This window comes from Speluncibacter jeojiensis (genome assembly GCF_029589495.1).
Classification (GTDB): Bacteria; Actinomycetota; Actinomycetes; order Mycobacteriales; family Mycobacteriaceae; genus Speluncibacter; species Speluncibacter jeojiensis.
Genome location: NZ_JAAIVF010000006.1, coordinates 157,279 through 172,964, shown reverse-complemented (window position 1 = coordinate 172,964; position 15,686 = coordinate 157,279). Strand labels below are relative to the sequence as shown.

At 70.5% G+C, this 15,686-nt stretch carries 18 protein-coding genes; 10 read left to right on the top strand and 8 right to left on the bottom strand.

Annotation, left to right across the window (positions count from 1 at the left end; genetic code table 11):
• Positions 1–5: 5 nt before the first annotated feature.
• The 10 genes from G4X40_RS17820 to G4X40_RS17775 all read left to right on the top strand — a co-directional run bounded on the left by G4X40_RS17820 (position 6) and on the right by G4X40_RS17775 (position 9,097).
• Complete coding sequence (locus tag G4X40_RS17820; RefSeq protein WP_277834445.1) at positions 6–608, top strand: tellurium resistance protein; 603 nt, start codon at positions 6–8, stop codon at positions 606–608.
• Positions 609–639: 31 nt separating this feature from the next.
• A complete protein-coding gene (locus G4X40_RS17815) occupies positions 640–1,218 on the top strand; it encodes a TerD family protein (protein WP_277834443.1) in 579 nt (192 codons plus the stop codon).
• A gap of 31 nt (positions 1,219–1,249) precedes the next feature.
• Entirely contained in the window at positions 1,250–2,485 is a 1,236-nt protein-coding gene (locus G4X40_RS17810) for a toxic anion resistance protein (protein WP_277834442.1), read from the top strand.
• Positions 2,486–2,585: 100 nt separating this feature from the next.
• Positions 2,586–2,969: a hypothetical protein gene (locus G4X40_RS17805; protein ID WP_277834441.1), complete on the top strand. Its 384-nt coding sequence runs from the start codon at positions 2,586–2,588 to the stop codon at positions 2,967–2,969.
• Positions 2,966–3,532, top strand: a complete 567-nt coding sequence (locus G4X40_RS17800) for a TerD family protein (RefSeq protein WP_277834439.1) — start codon at positions 2,966–2,968, stop codon at positions 3,530–3,532. The genes G4X40_RS17805 and G4X40_RS17800 overlap by 4 nt, the downstream gene beginning before the upstream one ends.
• 31 nt (positions 3,533–3,563) lie before the next feature.
• A complete protein-coding gene (locus tag G4X40_RS17795) occupies positions 3,564–4,475 on the top strand; it encodes a hypothetical protein (protein WP_277834437.1) in 912 nt (303 codons plus the stop codon).
• 26 nt (positions 4,476–4,501) lie between these two features.
• Positions 4,502–5,662, top strand: a complete 1,161-nt coding sequence (locus tag G4X40_RS17790; RefSeq protein WP_277834435.1) for an HpcH/HpaI aldolase/citrate lyase family protein — start codon at positions 4,502–4,504, stop codon at positions 5,660–5,662.
• Entirely contained in the window at positions 5,659–7,074 is a 1,416-nt protein-coding gene (locus tag G4X40_RS17785; protein WP_277834433.1) for a phosphoribosyltransferase family protein, read from the top strand. The genes G4X40_RS17790 and G4X40_RS17785 overlap by 4 nt, the downstream gene beginning before the upstream one ends.
• Entirely contained in the window at positions 7,071–8,261 is a 1,191-nt protein-coding gene (locus tag G4X40_RS17780) for a cysteine protease StiP family protein (protein ID WP_277834431.1), read from the top strand. The genes G4X40_RS17785 and G4X40_RS17780 overlap by 4 nt, the downstream gene beginning before the upstream one ends.
• Positions 8,258–9,097 (top strand): HAD family hydrolase, encoded by an 840-nt coding sequence (locus G4X40_RS17775; RefSeq protein ID WP_277834429.1) that lies wholly within the window; start codon positions 8,258–8,260, stop codon positions 9,095–9,097. Before G4X40_RS17780 ends, G4X40_RS17775 begins: the two co-directional genes overlap by 4 nt.
• Before the next feature lie 18 nt (positions 9,098–9,115).
• Here G4X40_RS17775 and G4X40_RS17770 read toward each other — a convergent pair whose 3' ends face one another.
• The 8 genes from G4X40_RS17770 to G4X40_RS17735 form a co-directional block, all read right to left on the bottom strand.
• The gene (locus G4X40_RS17770; RefSeq protein ID WP_277834428.1) at positions 9,116–10,501 is read right to left on the bottom strand and encodes a class II 3-deoxy-7-phosphoheptulonate synthase; all 1,386 of its coding nucleotides are present in this window, start codon (positions 10,499–10,501) and stop codon (positions 9,116–9,118) included.
• A gap of 94 nt (positions 10,502–10,595) precedes the next feature.
• Positions 10,596–11,108, bottom strand: a complete 513-nt coding sequence (locus G4X40_RS17765; protein WP_277834426.1) for a polyadenylate-specific 3'-exoribonuclease AS — start codon at positions 11,106–11,108, stop codon at positions 10,596–10,598.
• A 58-nt stretch (positions 11,109–11,166) separates the two neighbouring features.
• Positions 11,167–11,895 carry a lysophospholipid acyltransferase family protein gene (locus G4X40_RS17760; RefSeq protein ID WP_277834424.1) on the bottom strand — a complete coding sequence of 243 codons (729 nt, stop codon included), beginning with the start codon at positions 11,893–11,895 and terminating at the stop codon, positions 11,167–11,169.
• Between the two features lie 159 nt (positions 11,896–12,054).
• The gene (locus G4X40_RS17755) at positions 12,055–13,014 is read right to left on the bottom strand and encodes an ROK family protein (protein WP_277834700.1); all 960 of its coding nucleotides are present in this window, start codon (positions 13,012–13,014) and stop codon (positions 12,055–12,057) included.
• A 25-nt stretch (positions 13,015–13,039) separates the two neighbouring features.
• The gene (locus G4X40_RS17750; protein ID WP_277834422.1) at positions 13,040–13,477 is read right to left on the bottom strand and encodes a hypothetical protein; all 438 of its coding nucleotides are present in this window, start codon (positions 13,475–13,477) and stop codon (positions 13,040–13,042) included.
• Entirely contained in the window at positions 13,474–14,712 is a 1,239-nt protein-coding gene (locus tag G4X40_RS17745) for an ArsA family ATPase (RefSeq protein ID WP_277834698.1), read from the bottom strand. Before G4X40_RS17745 ends, G4X40_RS17750 begins: the two co-directional genes overlap by 4 nt.
• Positions 14,709–15,143: an SRPBCC family protein gene (locus tag G4X40_RS17740; RefSeq protein WP_277834420.1), complete on the bottom strand. Its 435-nt coding sequence runs from the start codon at positions 15,141–15,143 to the stop codon at positions 14,709–14,711. The genes G4X40_RS17745 and G4X40_RS17740 overlap by 4 nt, the downstream gene beginning before the upstream one ends.
• A gap of 111 nt (positions 15,144–15,254) precedes the next feature.
• Positions 15,255–15,656, bottom strand: coding sequence for a polyketide cyclase / dehydrase and lipid transport (locus tag G4X40_RS17735; protein ID WP_277834418.1), 402 nt, complete (start codon positions 15,654–15,656; stop codon positions 15,255–15,257).
• Positions 15,657–15,686 lie beyond the last annotated feature (30 nt).

The following is a 15,686-nucleotide window of genomic DNA, read 5'->3' as shown; positions in this document are numbered from 1 at the left end:
CGAAGGTGACACTGACGAAGTCCGCGCCGACGGTGTCGCTGACCAAGCAGGGCTCAGCCACCGGGATCATGCGGGTCAACCTCAACTGGACCGCGCGGCAGAGCACCGGTGGCGGGCTGCTGAGCCGCTTGCAGCGGCCGATCGATCTGGACCTCGGCTGCCTCTACGAGTTCACCGACGGCACCAAGGGTGTCGTGCAGGCGCTCGGCAACGCCTACCGGGCGGGGCTACCGCAGGTGCGGGACGCACTGATCTGGCTGGACGGCGACGACCGCTCCGGGGCGAGCGCGGGCGGGGAGAACCTGTACATCAACCTGGAACAACTCCCCCACATCCGCCGCGTGCTCGTCTTCGCGCTGATCTACCAGGGCGTGGCGAACTGGGCCGCCGCGAACGCGGTGGCGACGCTGTACCCGACGGTGGGCCCCCAGGTCGAGGTGCGCCTCGACAACCCCCGCAACGGCGCGCAGATCTGCGCCATCGCCATGGTGGAGAACACCGGCTCCGATCTCGCGGTCCGCCGGGAAGAGAACTACATCGACGGACACCAACCGGCCCTCGATCAGGCCTACCGGTGGGGAATGCAGTGGACACCGGGTCGCAAGTAGGCGACCGGAACGACAGAGGGGATGCGGCACGATGAGCGTGAGTTTGACCAAGGGGCAGAAGGTTTCGCTGACCAAGCAGGACGGGGCGAGCCTGACCCTGGTGCGGATGGGTCTCGGCTGGGACGCCGCGAAGAAGAAGGGGTTCTTCGGGGGCCTGCGTACCCAGTCGATCGACCTGGACGCCTCGGCGCTGCTGTTCGACGCCACCGGGCGCCTGCGTGACCAGGTCTGGTTCCGCCAGTTGACCAGCGCGGACCGCGCGATCGCGCACACCGGCGACAACCTGACCGGCGACGGTGCAGGCGACGACGAGTCGATCCGCGTCGACCTCACCCGGGTCTCCGCGGAGATCGCATCGATCGTGTTCACGGTGAATTCGTTCACCGGGCAGGACTTCTCGCAGATCGAGAACGCGTACTGCCGGCTGATCGACGAGACCACCGAGACCGAGATCGCGCGCTACACGCTGACCGGGTCGGGTCGGCACACCGCGCAGATCATGGCGAAGGTGTCCCGGGACGGCCGCGGGTGGTCGATGACCGCGATCGGCGCGCCGGCGACCGGACGGACCTTCAAGGATCTGCTGCCGGCCGTCGCCGCCCACCTGTAACCGGCCCTCGTTCCTCCCCCAAGGAGTTCACATGTCCGACCTGGACCTCGGTTCCTCGCCCACCCCCGCCGTCGCCACTCCGGCACCGGGCAACGAACTCGTGCTCACCCCGCCCGCGCCGGTCGTCGTCGTCAAGCCGGAGCAGGCCGTCGGCGCGGTCGCCCTCGACGGCGGCAAGCAGACCGAACTGCAGTCCCGCGCTGCCGCTTTCGCCGACGACCTGGCGACGATGGACATGCGGTCCCCGGATTTCACCCGGAAGATCGATTCGATCACCACGATGGGCAACAGCGAGATGCGCGCCTCCGCGGGGGTGACCAACCGGATCCTCGAGCGTCCCGCGGCCGGGGTGCGTGCCGCGAAGGGCGGCAGCGGATCGGGCGACGCCCAGACCCGGGTCGCGAACACGCTGCTGGATCTGCGCAACACCGTCACCGACCTCGATCCCGGTCGTGCCGAGTTGAGCGGGGCCAAGAAGCTCCTCAAGTTCCTCCCGGGCGGCAGCAAGATCGACCGATATTTCGCGAAGTACCAGTCCTCGCAGGCCCATCTGAACTCGATCATCAAGGCCCTGGACTCCGGTCAGGACGAGCTGCGCAAGGACAACGCGGCCATCGAGACCGAGAAGTCCAACATGTGGACGATGATGGGCAAGCTCACCGAGTACAACGAGCTGGCCACCGCGCTCGACGGCGCCATCGAGCAGAAGGTCGCCCAGCTGGACGCGGCTGGTCGCACCGAGGATGCGAACACGATGCGGTCGGACGCGCTGTTCGCGGTGCGGCAGCGACGCCAGGACATCATGACCCAGATGACCGTGAACGTGCAGGGCTACATGGCACTGGATCTGGTGCGCAAGAACAACCTCGAGCTGATCAAGGGCGTGGACCGGGCGCAGACCACGACCATCACCGCGCTGCGCACGGCCGTCATCGTCGCGCAGGCCCTCGCCCGCCAGCAGCTGGTGCTCGACCAGATCACCGCTCTGAACACGACCACGTCGAACCTGATCGAGTCGACGTCGAACCAGCTGCGGATCCAGGGTGCCGCAATCAATCAACAGGCGGCCGGCAGCATGGTCGACGTCCAGAAGCTGCAGGCGGCTTTCGACAACGTCTTCCAGGCCATGGATGCTGTCGACACCTTCCGCGCCCAAGCCGTCGACAGCATGGCGCAGACCGTGACCGCACTCGAGGGCCAGATCGATCGGGCGAAGCCGTACCTGGAGCGGATCCAGCGCGACACCGCGGGCCAGACCGGCAACTGATCGCATGCTCGCGCGGTTCCGCAGAGGACGACAGGATCCGGTCGGGCAACCGATCGAATCGGAGGATGCCGGGGACAGCCCCGATGCGCTGTATCGGGCTGTGCACGAACTCGTCTGGTTCGTCAATCGTCACGCCGGACGCTTGCCCAACGACGCGGTGGTGGCCGCGAGGGCGATCACCGACACCCTCGCGGCGATCGTCTCGACCTCTGCGAACCGCGACCTCGACATCCACGCCGTGATCTCCGTCAAGGCGATCGCGACGGACTACCTGCCGACCACACTGCGCGCATACCTGGCGCTCGACACCCCGTCCGAGACCGACCCCGACCGGGTGACGAGCGAACTCCGGCAGCAGGTGGAGTCGCTGTGGGAGGCCGCCGAGGACGTCCTCGCGGCCTCCGTGGCGCAGGACGTCGACGCACTGATGACGCAGGGCAACTTCCTGCGGACCAAGTTCACCAGATCGGATCTCGACCTATGAGCAGCGTGATGATGCGCGGGGCGAACGTCGAACTGACCCGCGAGATCCCGGGCCTGTCCGGACTCGTCCTCGGCGTCACCTGGGACGCCGGTGCCGAGTCGGTTCTCGACGAGAACCTGGTCACCGCAACGGTTCTGTGCGGCGCAGACGGCCGGGCGCTCTCCGGCGAGCACTTCGTGTTCTTCAACCAGCTCGACAGTCCCGACCTGTCCGTGCAGCAACTCGAGCAGGCGCTCGGCGGCGATCAGGATCAGGTGGAGGTCCATTTCGCAGCGGTGCCGGACGACGTGGAGCGGATCGTCGTGGTGCTCTATCTCAACGAGGGCACAGCCCGGAAGCGGACCCTCGGCCGGCTGCGCACGTGTCGGCTGCGCGTGCTCGACCTCGACGGGAACGCCGAACTCGTGCGCTCCGAGGACTTCGCACCGCTGTTGTCGACGGAGACCGCGATCACGCTCGGCGAGGTGTACCGCCACCGGGGCGGGTGGAAGTTCAAGGTTCTGGGCCAAGGGTATTCGTCCGGACTGGTCGGCATCGCGAGCGATTACGGCATCCCACTGTGACGGCGCACCGCGACGATGCGAGCACGCGGCGATGAACGGCGACCCGCACTCGGCTCCGGCCCGGCCGGACCTGACCTTCCTGCGCCGGCGGACCCGGCCCAGGCCCCAGCCCACCCCGCAGGCCGCGCCCGTCTCCACGCCGCCGGTCGACTACACCCGCCGGAGCGCACCGCAGTCCGGCGCGGACCTGGACCTGTCCGCTCCGTCCTCACCGGATCTGTCCGGCCCGCCGTCGCTCGACCTGTCCGGGGACGAGCCCGCGCCCCAAGTGCTCGACCTGTCCCTCGATCTGTCTGCGACGAAGGACGTCCCGTCGCCCGGTCCGGCGATCGACTCCCCCCGAGTCGAACGGCCCCCGCGCCGGGTGCGCGCCTGGCGGCGGCTCGCGGCCGGCGACCGTCTGGTGCTCTCGGCGCAGCACCCCACCGTCGCGCTGACCAGGATCCAGAGCGGCGTGGGCGCCCTCACGATCCGGTCGCTGTGCCCGGAGTCGGCCGCCGACCTGCGTTTCGGATGCGCCTACACCGTGCGGTCGGGCAAGTCCTCCACCGTGTCGCCGACGACCGGACGGACCGCGGGCCCCACGGGTGCGCACTCCCCGATCATCACCGGCGTCGACGACGGACGCGGCGGGTTCGACATCGACCTGCGACAGTGCCGCGATCTCGACCGGCTCGTCATCTACGGCTTCACCCGATCGGGAGCTCCGACAGCCTGGCCGGGCACGATCACCGTCGCCACCGCCGGGGGCGGGCGGATCGAACTGGCCCTGAACGATCTCCCCGAGACGGCCGGCTGTGTTGTCCTGTCGCTGTTCAACGTGCACGGCCAGTTCGTGCTGCGGTCGGAGATGTGCCCGATCAACGGCACGGTGCGCGACGCCTGCCTCGCGTTCGGCTTCGACGACATCGGCTGGATCGACGGTTACACACCGCTCGACTGAGCACCCATCGACCTCGGGGGATCTACTTGCGCCACTTCGACTTTCTGAGCCCGGAAACACGGGGGCGACTGTTCTTCCGCGAGCCGCGGGAGTTCGGCTCCGACGACTCTCGCGACCTGCTGGCCGCGGCGCTCGGCGCCACCCTCTACAGCCCCGCGACCCGGCCGACACTCGCCGTCGACATCGCGAAGAACTTCGCGCACGGGGTGGTCGGTGCCGTCGTCTGTCTCGAGGACGCGGTGGCCGACGACGACCTCCCGGCCGCCGAGCTCAATGTCGTCGACCAGTTGACGGAGCTCGCGCGCGGCGGCTCCGCCCGGCCACTGCTGTTCGTGCGGGTCCGGGCCGCGCGACAGATCCCCATGCTCGTCGACCGCCTCGGCGAGCACGCCGGGGTGCTCACCGGTTTCGTGCTGCCGAAGTTCACCGCCGCATCCGGAGCGCAGTTCCTCGACGCGATGGTCGCCGCCGAGTCCGCGTCCGGACACCGACTGCTGGCGATGCCGGTCCTCGAAACACCCGATGTCATCTACGCGGAGCAGCGGATCGATGCACTGCTGTCGGTGCGCGCGTTGCTCGACCGGCACCGGGACCGCATCCTCGCCGTCCGCATCGGGGCCACCGACCTGTCGTCGGCCTTCGGGCTGCGCCGACCCCGCGATCTGACCGTGTACGACGTGCGCATGGTCGCCGATGCGATCGGCGACATCGTCAACATCCTCGGCCGTCCCGGTCCCACCGGGTACCCGGTGACCGGGCCGGTGTGGGAGTACTTCACGGGCACCGAGCGACTCTTCAAGCCACAGCTGCGGCAATCCCCGTTCACCGAGCACGCGGCGAACGCCCTGCGCGACGAGCTGATCACCCGGGACCTGGACGGACTGATCCGCGAGGTCCACCTCGACCGCGCGAACGGACTGACCGGCAAGACCGTCATCCACCCGATGCACGTCGCCACCGTGCATGCGTTGTCCGTGGTCACGCACGAGGAGTTCGCCGACGCCACCGATGTCCTCGGCACCGGCGGCAGCGGCGGCGCACATGCCTCCAGCTACCGCAACAAGATGAACGAGAGCAAGCCGCACACCGCGTGGGCGCGACGAACCATGGTGCGCGCCCACGTATTCGGCGTCGCACACGCGGATGTCTCCTTCGTGGACCTGTTGGGCGCGGGGCTGCACCGGTGAGCGCGGTGTGGTCGGGAAGCTGGGTCGAAGGCCGCACCGGGATCGGCGTCGAATCGGCCGCGGACTCAGCCGTCCCGATGCCGGACATGGTCGGCCTGGCCCTGCGACGCAACCCACGCCGCGCGCATCTGCTCGTCTCGACCGTACTGGGCAAGCACGTGCCGACGGATCCACGGATCGTGTACTGGTCCGCGCGCCTGCTCGGGTCGATGGTCGCCGACGTGCTGGCCGGCCGGCGGCCCGATGCCGCCGGCGCCGCCGACGCCCTCGCAACTGCGCTCGGCGGGCGGGGAACCGGCCCGCTGATCCGCCACTGCGAGGAGCACGTCCGGGTCGACTTCTCCCCCGCGGACACCCTCGTGCTCGGTTATGCCGAGACCGCGACGGCCCTCGGGCACGCCGTCGCCGACACACTCGGCGCGGACTACCTGCACTCGACGCGGCGGCGGGTCCCCGGCGTCGCCGAGGCCGGCGGGTTCGACGAGGAGCACAGCCACGCCACCCGGCACCTGCTGCTGCCGCAGGACACGGCAATGCTCGAGCGCCCCGGCCCGCTGGTGCTCATCGACGACGAATTGTCCACCGGCCGAACAGTTCTCAACACGATCGCCACCCTGCACACGAAGCTCCCACGCAGCCGCTACGTGGTCGCCTCGCTGGTCGATCTGCGGTCGGACGCGGACAAGGCGGCCATGAGCGCCGCCGCCGAACGGCTGGGCACCCGCATCGACGTCGTCGCGTTGGCGCGCGGTGCACTGCGTTCGCACCCCCACAGCGCCGACCACGCCGCCGCCCTGGTCGCCGAGCACGCCGCCGAGACCCGCACCCGTCCGCCGACCCCCGACCGTCCCCGTGGAGCGGTGCGACGCAGCCGCGCCGGTTGGCCCGGCATCGTGCGAGACGGAGGTCGGCACGGGTTCTCCCCCGCCGACCGGGCCGAGGCCGAGCGTGCCGCCGCCGCGGCCGGATGCATCCTCGCCGGCGAGCTGAGCGGCGACCGCGCCCTGGTGCTGGGGTTCGAGGAACTCATGTACGCACCACTGCTCGTCGCGCTGGCACTGTCGCGGGAGTCCGCCGCCGAAGTGCGCTTCTCCACCACGACCCGCTCCCCGGTACTCCCCGTCGACGCGTCCGGATACGCGATCCGCACCGCGTTGGCCTTCCCCGCGCACGACGATCCCGCCGACGGGCCGGGCCCGCGCTACGCCTACAACGTGGCGCCGTCCGCGGGGGCGCCCGGGTTCACCGATGTCGTGGTCGTCGTCGATTCCGCAGGGGACACCGCCGAACTCCACGCCGACGGCGGACTGCTGGACCAGCTCGCCGAAGTGTGCGGGCACGTGCATCTGGTGGCCGTCCCGGCGTACACGCCCGTGCCCGCGCAGGCCCGCGCGGCGGGAGCCGGCCGATGAGCCCGGCGAGCGGCGCCCGCGACCGGCCCTTACCGCCGCCGCTGCACGGTCCCGACTTCGGCAGCTACCTCGCCGACGACGTCGCCTGGCTGCTCACCGACCTGTCGCAGGCCGAACTGGAGTCACCCACCGCGGAACGCGAGGAGGCGATCCAGTCCGGCGCGGCCCACTACGCCGAGTCCCTGCCGATCGAGTACCAGCCGACCGCCGAGTACCGGGAACTCTTCGACCGGGCGTTGCTCCGCTCCGCGGACCGGGTCGCGCATGCTGTGGGGGTCGTCACCGAACTCGTCCTCGACGCACGCGGACCCGAGGTCGTGTTGGCGTCGCTGGCCCGGGCCGGCACGCCGGTCGGCGTCCTGATGCGGCGCTGGGCGCGCTTCGCGCACGGACTGGACCTGCCGCACTACTCGGTCAGCATCGTCCGCGGCCGCGGCCTGGATCCGGTCGCGCTGGCGTACCTGGCCGATCGGCACGACCCCGAACTCGTGATGTTCGTCGACGGGTGGACCGGGAAGGGTGCGATCACCCGTGAACTCACGGCAGCGGTCGAGGCCGCGAACGCCTCGCCGGAACGGTCGGGACGGTTCCGCGCCGACCTCGCGGTGCTCGCCGACACCGGGCGGTGCGTGGAGCTCTTCGGTACCCGCAGCGACTTCCTGATCCCCTCGGCCTGCCTGAATTCCACGGTGTCGGGCCTGATCTCACGCACGGTGCTCAACGACCGGTGGATCGGCCCGGGCCGGTTCCACGGCGCGAAGTTCTACGCGGACCTCGCCGCGGCGGACGTCTCGCGGAGGTTCGTCGACACCGTCGCGGAGCGGTTCGAGCAGGTCGCCGACGCCGTCGGCCGGGACTGGGTCCGGCGACGCGAGGGCGACCGCACCCCGACCTGGAGCGGGTGGTCGGCGGTGCGGCGGATCAGCGCGGAGTACGGGATCGGCGACGTCAACCTCGTCAAACCCGGTGTCGGGGAGACCACTCGGGTGCTCCTGCGCCGGGTGCCGTGGCGCATCCTGGTGCGGCCGGACGCGATCGGGGAACTCGGCCACGTCCTGCTGCTCGCCGAACAACGCGGCGTCCCGGTCGATCACGTCGACGATCTGCCGTACAGCTGTGTCGGCCTGATCCACCCGCGCTACACCCGCGGATCGGTCGGCGCCGACGGCAGGGCGGCGATGTCGTGACCGTGCGGACGCTGGTCGCCTCGGACCTGGACCAGACCCTGATCTACTCGCGGCGGTCCGCGCGCCTGCCCGAGGCCGAGCTGTCGGACCTGACCTGTGTGGAGATCTACGACGGCGCGCCGCAATCGTTCATGACACCGGCCGCGGCGCGCATGCTCGCCGCCCTGCCCGGCTCGGCGCTGTTCGTCCCGGTCACCACCCGCACCGTCGAACAACTCCGCCGCGTGCGCCTCCCCCGCCCCGGCGCCGCGCCGCATCACGCGATCGCCGCCAACGGCGGCGTCCTGCTCGTCGACGGGGTGCCGGACGGACAGTGGTCGGCGCAGGTCGCGTCGGCACTCGGCGCGTCCGCCCCGCTGGACCTCGTCGCCACCCACGTCGAGGCGGTGTGCCGACCCGACTGGGCCCGCAGTGTCCGCCGCGCCGGCGGGCTCTTCTGCTACGCGGTGATCGACCGCGCAACGCTTCCCGATCGGTTCGTCGACGACGAGTCCGCGTGGGCCGACGGGCACGGGTGGCGGGTGTCGCTGCAGGGACGCAAGATCTACTGGGTGCCGCGGTCGCTGACCAAGTCCGCAGCCGTCCGGGAAGTGGCCCGGCGCACCGGCGCCCGGTCCGTGCTCGCGGCCGGTGACTCGCTGCTGGATCTCGACCTGCTCGAATGCGCCGATCTGGCGATCCGTCCGGCGCACGGCGAACTCCACGACAGCGGCTGGTCCGCGAGCCATGCCCGCTGCACCGAGCGGGCCGGCGCGCGGGCCGGCGAGGAGATCGTCCGGTGGTTCCTGGAGACTGCCGCCGCCACTCCCACCGCCGGCCGGCGTCGATCCCGCTGACCCCGACCGTCCGGAGCGCTACCCGCGCAGCATCTCCGCGACCAGGAACGCGAGCTCCAGCGACTGCTGCGTGTTCAACCGAGGATCGCAGGCGGTCTCGTAGCGACCCGCGAGGTCGGCATCGGAGATGTCCTGGGCTCCGCCGAGGCACTCGGTGACGTCCTCACCGGTCAGTTCGACGTGGATGCCGCCCGGGTGGGTGCCCAGCGCGTTGTGCACCTCGAAGAAGCCCTGCACCTCGTCGACCACCCGGTCGAAGTGCCGGGTCTTGTAGCCGGTGGAGGCCTCGTGGGTGTTGCCGTGCATGGGGTCGCACTGCCAGATCACCTGATGTCCCGACGCCTGCACCTTCTCGATGATCGGCGGCAGCAGGTCGCGGACCTTGCCGTTGCCCATCCGCGCGACCAGCGTGAGCCGGCCCGGCTTGTTGGTCGGGTCGAGCCGCTCGACGTACTCGAGCGCCATCTCCGGGGTGGTGTTCGGGCCGATCTTGAGCCCGATCGGGTTGGAGAGCATCTCGGCGAAGGCGATGTGCGCGCCGTCGAGCTGGCGGGTGCGGTCGCCGATCCACAGGAAGTGCGCGGACAGGTCGTACAGCCGCGGGTCGGCGCTCTCGGTGTCCAGCCGCAGCATCGCCCGCTCGTAGTCGAGCACCAGCGCCTCGTGGCTGGCGAAGATCTGCACCTGGCTCAGGCTCGGATCGGTCACCCGGCAGGCGTCCATGAACTTCAGGCCCCGGTCGATCTCGGCGGCCAGCGCCTCGTACCGCGCACCGGCCGGCGAGGTACGGACGAACTCCTGGTTCCAGTCGTGAACCTTGCGCAGGTCGCCCATCCCGGCACCGGTCACCGCGCGCACGAGGTTCATCGCGGCACTGGCGTTCGCGTACGCCCGCACCAGTCGCGACGGGTCGTGGGCGCGCAGGGTCTCGTCGGCAGCGAAACCGTTGACCATGTCGCCGCGGTACGACGGCAGGCCCAGCGAATCGGTGTTCGACGAGCGCGGCTTCGCGTACTGGCCGGCGATCCGGGCCACCTTGACCACCGGCAGCGACGCGCCGTAGGTGAGTACGACCGCCATCTGCAGCAGCGTGCGGATGTTGCCCTTGATGTGCGGCTCGGTGTTGTCGGCGAACGTCTCGGCGCAGTCGCCGCCCTGCAGCAGGAACGCCTCGCCCCGGGCGACCTCGGCGAGCTTCGCCTGCAGCAGTTCGACCTCGGAGGGCACGGTGATCGGCGGCACGCTCTCGAGCACGGTGCGCATGGCCGCGGCCTGCTCCTCGGGCCACTGCGGCTGCTGTGCGGCCGGCTTGGCGAGCGCGGCGTCGAGCTTCTCGCGCATGGCCAGCGGCAACGGCGGCAGTTCGGGCAAGCGATCGATCGGAACGTCGACGGTCCAGTTCACACATACAGAGTATGTGCTCGGGCCGCGGACGTTACGCCCCGGTCGCCAACCCGGCCGCGACCCCGATGCCGACCGGTCGATCGACCGTTCACCGTCAGCGGGAACGGCGCGCGCGGTCCTCCTCGATCGCCCGGAAACGCTCCAGGTTGTGGCGGGCGTCCGCCAGGGCGTCGTGCGCGTCGTCCGGCGCCCCGGGCAGCGCGGGACGGCCGTGGTCCTCCCAGTACTGCTTGAGTTCGCGGGTGAACCGCGGGATGAACTGCGGCAGCGCCGGCATGTCGCCGAACAGCTGGCACAGCGCCACGTGGTCGTAGGCGCCGATCCACGCCCACAGCTCGACGGATGGCCCCCGCCCGTTGCCGGCTGCGCCCGCGCCGAGGAAGTCGACCAGGTCGTCGCGGATACGCGCGCGGCTGCGCCACAGCTGCGAGGACGGCGGTGGCAGCTTCGTCAGGACGTTCGTGCGCACCCACTTGCCGGCCCGCGCGGGATCGAACTCCGTGGACACCGCGTAGAACTCACGACCGTCCTCGGCCACCATGCCGAGGGACACCAGGTCGATCGTGCGACCGTCTTCGATGAATTCGCAGTCGTAGAAGTAGCGCACCGGCACACCCTATGCCCTCTGCCGGGCGCCGGCACAAACGCGGCGAAGCCCCGCGTGGTCAGCCCGCCTGGGTGTCCGGGATCCGCTGCGCGTCGCGCGCCGGGTGCGGGGTGACCTTGCCGTCCTTGACGTTGGCGGCGTAGACGTCGACGTACTCCTGGCCCGAGAGCCGCATCAGCTCGTACATGACCTCGTCGGTCACCGCCCGCTCGATGAACCGGCTGCCGCCGAGTCCGGCGAACCGGGAGAAGTCCAGCGGCTTGCCGACCCGCACCGTCACCTTCGCGGGCTTCCACATCTTCGAGCCGATCGGGTTGACGTCGTCTGTGCCGATCATCGCGACGGGGATCACCGGAACGCCGGACTCCAGCGCCACCCGGGCCAGCCCGGTCTTGCCCTTGAACAGGCGGCCGTCGGGCGAGCGGGTGCCCTCCGGGTAGAGCCCGAGGAGCTTGCCGTCACGGAGCAGCATCGCGCCGGTGTTCAGCGCGGCCTGCGCGGCCTCGGCCCCACTGCGGTCGATCGGCACCTGACCGGCGGCGGAGTAGAAGAACTTGTTGAGCCGACCCTTGAAGCCCGGCGTGGTGAAGTACTCGCTCTTGGCCAGGAAGGTGATCCGGCGCGGGACCATCAGCGGCAGGAACAGCGAATCCGCCACGGCCAGATGGTTACTCGCGAGGATGGCGGGGCCCTTGGCGGGAATGTTCTCGAGGCCCTCGACCGTCGGACGCCCGAACACTCGCAGCAGCGGCCCGATAAACACGTACTTGAACAGCCAGTACCACATCAGCCCGCCTCCTGTTGCCTCACCACGTCACGCCTCGCCGCCGTGCGGCCGCACCGGAACCCACACGGGCGACCGTCCGGCGTGTGCGGCTTCGACTCTACCGACCCCCGGTGACCGCTACCACAGGCGCACCGGGTGCCCGGCGGTCACACATACCGCTCAGCGGCCCGAGGCCAAGGCCTCCCGGGCCACCTCGGCCGCACCGATGATCGCGGCCTCCTCGCCGAGCTGGGTGCCGCGGACGCGCGCGAGCTGACGGTGGCCGTCCCCGGTCAGCGACTGCGCGTACACCTCGCGGGCGTCGTCGAGGAACAGCGGCGCCGAACCTGCCACACCCCCGGCGATGACGATCAGGTCGGGGTCGAACAGGTCCGCCACCATCGCCAGTCCGAGACCGAGCCAGCGCGAGAAGTCCGCGAGCACCGCCGCGGCCAGCGGGTCCCCGTCCTGGGCGGCGGCGGTGACCCGCCTGCCGGTGATCGATCCGGGGTCCGCGGACGCCTCCCGGGACAGCACTGTCGACTGGCTGGGGTCGGCCGCCAACATCTCGATCGCCGTGTCCGCCAAGGCTGTTCCACTGCAATACCGCTCCCAGCACCCACGCTTGCCGCAGGCGCACGGGCGACCGTCGGGCACCACCGGAAGGTGCCCCAGCTCCGGCGCCACCCCACTGCTGCCGCGGTACATCCGTCCGTCGACGAGCAGCGCGGCCCCGATCCCGGTGCCGATCGCGATCAGCACCACGTTCTCGCCGCCCGAGGCCGCCCCGAAGCGGTACTCCCCCCAGATGGCCGCATTCGCATCGTGTTCGAGGAAGACCGGGAGCCCGAAGCGCTCGCTCATCCGCCGGGCCACCGGCGCCTCCCGCCACGGCAGGTGCGGCGCGAACCGCACGACCGTCCGGTCCCGGCTGACGAACCCGGCGACCGCGAGCCCGACGGCGGCGACGTCGTGGCGGGACGACAGCTCGGTCACCGTCCGCTCGAGCGCCTGCTCGAGCGCCGGCGCGGAACTCGGAGTCGGCGAGCGTAGTTGGTCGATCACCTGTCCCGACTCGTCGACCACGGCCGCCAGCAGGTTGGTGCCGCCGACGTCCACCCCGATCGTCAGTGGTCGCATCACGTCGCCTCCCGCCGCGGCCCGGTCAGGGCCGCTCCACCCTCACGGTGATCCGTTCGAACCCGGAATGTCGCGTTTGCGGTGAAGTCGGCCGTGCCGACGGCTCGGTGTCCGCAGGCTTCGTGTCCGGCGCCGGCGGCCCGCTCTCGGGTGCGGGCTCCGCCGTGGGCCCGCCGGTCGACTCGTGAGCGGGCTCGTCGCGATGGCGACACCCGCACCCGCAGCCGCCGTCGACGACCTCGCGCGCCACGGTCAACAGCCCCGACCCCTGTGTCGCCAGCAGCGCGACCAGGTCGTGGTGCTCGCCACGCAGCACGGCGACCACCGCGCACAGCGGGCACCACCGGCAACTCGACGGCTCGAGATCGCCCGACGACCACTGCCGCAACACCGGATCGACCGCGTCGATCAGGGCGTTGACCAGCGCGCGGAGCTCCTCGGCGGCGTCCTCCCGACCGGTCATGACGGCCACACCTCCGGATCCGGACGAAAACGCACCTGCAACTCGTGACCGCTCATGGTCGCGTCGACGACGACGCAGCGGCGCAACACCGACGCGAGCCGCACCCGGCGGCGCACACCGGCCGCGCCCACCACCAGATCGTCCTCGACCCGGCCCAGTGTGATCGTCGAAGGCTCGACCAGCGGCAGCTCGAATCGCATCAGGTAGATCGAGTCCAGGCCCGAGCCCGACTCCAGCTCCACCGACCGCGGGGCAGGCCCCGTACCGCCTCCGGCCACGTCCGCGAGTGCCCCGGCGAGCTCGCCCAGTTCGTCCACGCCGACGGGTTCGGCAGCGGTGTGCGGAACCCGCAGCAGCGCCCGGCCCTCGAACTCGGCCTCAAGCTCGGCGAGCACCCGCTCCTGCTCGGCCAGCCGCAGGTCGTACCACCGCGCGGCGACCGAGTCGACAGATCCGAGCCGGCTCGAATCATCCTGCGGCAGAACTCTGTTGACGACGATGGTGTCGACGGGGAGTTCGTACAGCGACATCATGGTGAGGGTGCGACGCGCCTCCGCCGACACCACCCGCTCCGGCGTCAGGACCAGCGATATCGAGGTGGAATCCTTGTCCCGCAACAAGTCCCGCACACGCGTCGCCGCGGCGTCAACCTTCTCGAGCATGCCGATCAGCAGCAGCACCTGCGGGTCGATCCGGCCGCCGGCCAGGCGGCGATGCCGCGGCCACAGCCGCTCGAGGTACGCCAGCACCGTCTCCGGCAGTGCGAGCAGGCGCAACGTCTCCGCCGTCGGGGCGCAGTCCACCACGATGTCGTCCCAGGTGCCCTCGTCCGCCAGATCGGCGATCTCGGTGAGCCCGAGCATCTCCTCGACGCCGGGCAACCCGGTCAGCTCCTCCGGGTCGAGCGCGCCGAACTCGGCGCCGTGCCGATGCTCCCCGCCCGAGCGCAACAGCGGCGTCAGTGTGCGCCAACGTTGTTCGAGCAGTCCGAGCGTGTCGAGTTGCATGACGTCGAGGCCGTCGGTGACCGACTGCACCTGCGCGAGATCGCCCGGGCGGTGCGCGACGGTCACCCCCAGCGCGTCCGCGACCGAGTGGGCGGGATCGGTCGACACCAACAGCACGCTCGCACCCGCGCGGGCAAGACCGACCGCCGTCGCCGACGCGATGGTCGTCTTGCCGACCCCACCCTTGCCGAGGAACAGCCGGAGCCGGGTGCGACCCCGCTCGCTCAGCCTTCTACCTGCTTCTTCAACTCGTTCAGCGCGGTGTTGACGATGGTCTTCTCCGCCTTGCGCTTGAACATGCCGATCATCGGAATGGTCACGTCGATGGTCAGCTCGTAGGTCACCTCGGTGGCGCCGGCCCGCTCGTGCAGCGTGTACGAGCCCGACTGCGCCTTCTGCATCTGCGCGGACACGAGGTTCCAGCTGACCCGCAGCCCGTCGACCGACCAGTCGTAGGCGAGCACGTAGGTGTCCTTGACGATGCCCGCATCGAGCACGAAGCGGACCTGCTCGGCGCGCCCGTTCGCGGCAGTGGCCAGCACCTCGACGGTCTTCGCGGCCGTGACCCAGGTCGGATAGCTGGCGAAGTCGGCGATCACGTCCATCACCCGAGCGGCCGATGCGTCGATCACAATCGATCCGCTGGTCTTCTCTGCCATCGCGCGAACGCTACCTTTCCACCTCTGCACATCGCGCCCGACCACGAGCGCACCCCCGAGCGGTCCGAACCTCGGCCTTCATCACAACATGACACACGATCTCGTCGGAAACTACCCGGCCCGCACGTGCGGCGGTTCCTCGCCCGCCGCACGCCCCGCCTCGAGCCGCCGCTTGAGTTCGAACGACAACTCCTTGCCGGCGACGCGGCGCAGCCTGTTCATCTCGGCGAGGTCGAGTCGGGCGGCCTGCTCGGCGGACGTCACGACCGGCTCCGCGTGCAGGAAGTAGTTGACCATGGTGCCGTCGAGGACGGGGTCGAGCCACAGTTCCATGGTCCCTGTGAGCGGTCCGGCGACGGTCCAGCGGATGCCCTTCTCCGCGCGGTCCTCGACGACGGTAAGCGCCAGGTCGGGCCACCACCGCCGCCACTTGCGACGATCGGCCAGTTCTGCGGCCACCGCCTCGGGCGGCACGGCGATGAAGGTCTGATCGGCGACCTGGATGCTAGACACCCGCCAAGCCTCACACATCGCAGATTCGTG

Coding starts and splice junctions, on each gene's coding strand:
- G4X40_RS17740 (WP_277834420.1), bottom strand. CDS start 15,143: ATGGCAGAGAAGACCAGCGGATCGATTGTGATCGACGCATCGGCCGCT.
- G4X40_RS17760 (WP_277834424.1), bottom strand. CDS start 11,895: ATGTGGTACTGGCTGTTCAAGTACGTGTTTATCGGGCCGCTGCTGCGA.
- G4X40_RS17800 (WP_277834439.1), top strand. CDS start 2,966: ATGAGCAGCGTGATGATGCGCGGGGCGAACGTCGAACTGACCCGCGAG.
- G4X40_RS17815 (WP_277834443.1), top strand. CDS start 640: ATGAGCGTGAGTTTGACCAAGGGGCAGAAGGTTTCGCTGACCAAGCAG.
- G4X40_RS17795 (WP_277834437.1), top strand. CDS start 3,564: ATGAACGGCGACCCGCACTCGGCTCCGGCCCGGCCGGACCTGACCTTC.
- G4X40_RS17750 (WP_277834422.1), bottom strand. CDS start 13,477: ATGACCGGTCGGGAGGACGCCGCCGAGGAGCTCCGCGCGCTGGTCAAC.
- G4X40_RS17755 (WP_277834700.1), bottom strand. CDS start 13,014: ATGCGACCACTGACGATCGGGGTGGACGTCGGCGGCACCAACCTGCTG.
- G4X40_RS17780 (WP_277834431.1), top strand. CDS start 7,071: ATGAGCCCGGCGAGCGGCGCCCGCGACCGGCCCTTACCGCCGCCGCTG.
- G4X40_RS17810 (WP_277834442.1), top strand. CDS start 1,250: ATGTCCGACCTGGACCTCGGTTCCTCGCCCACCCCCGCCGTCGCCACT.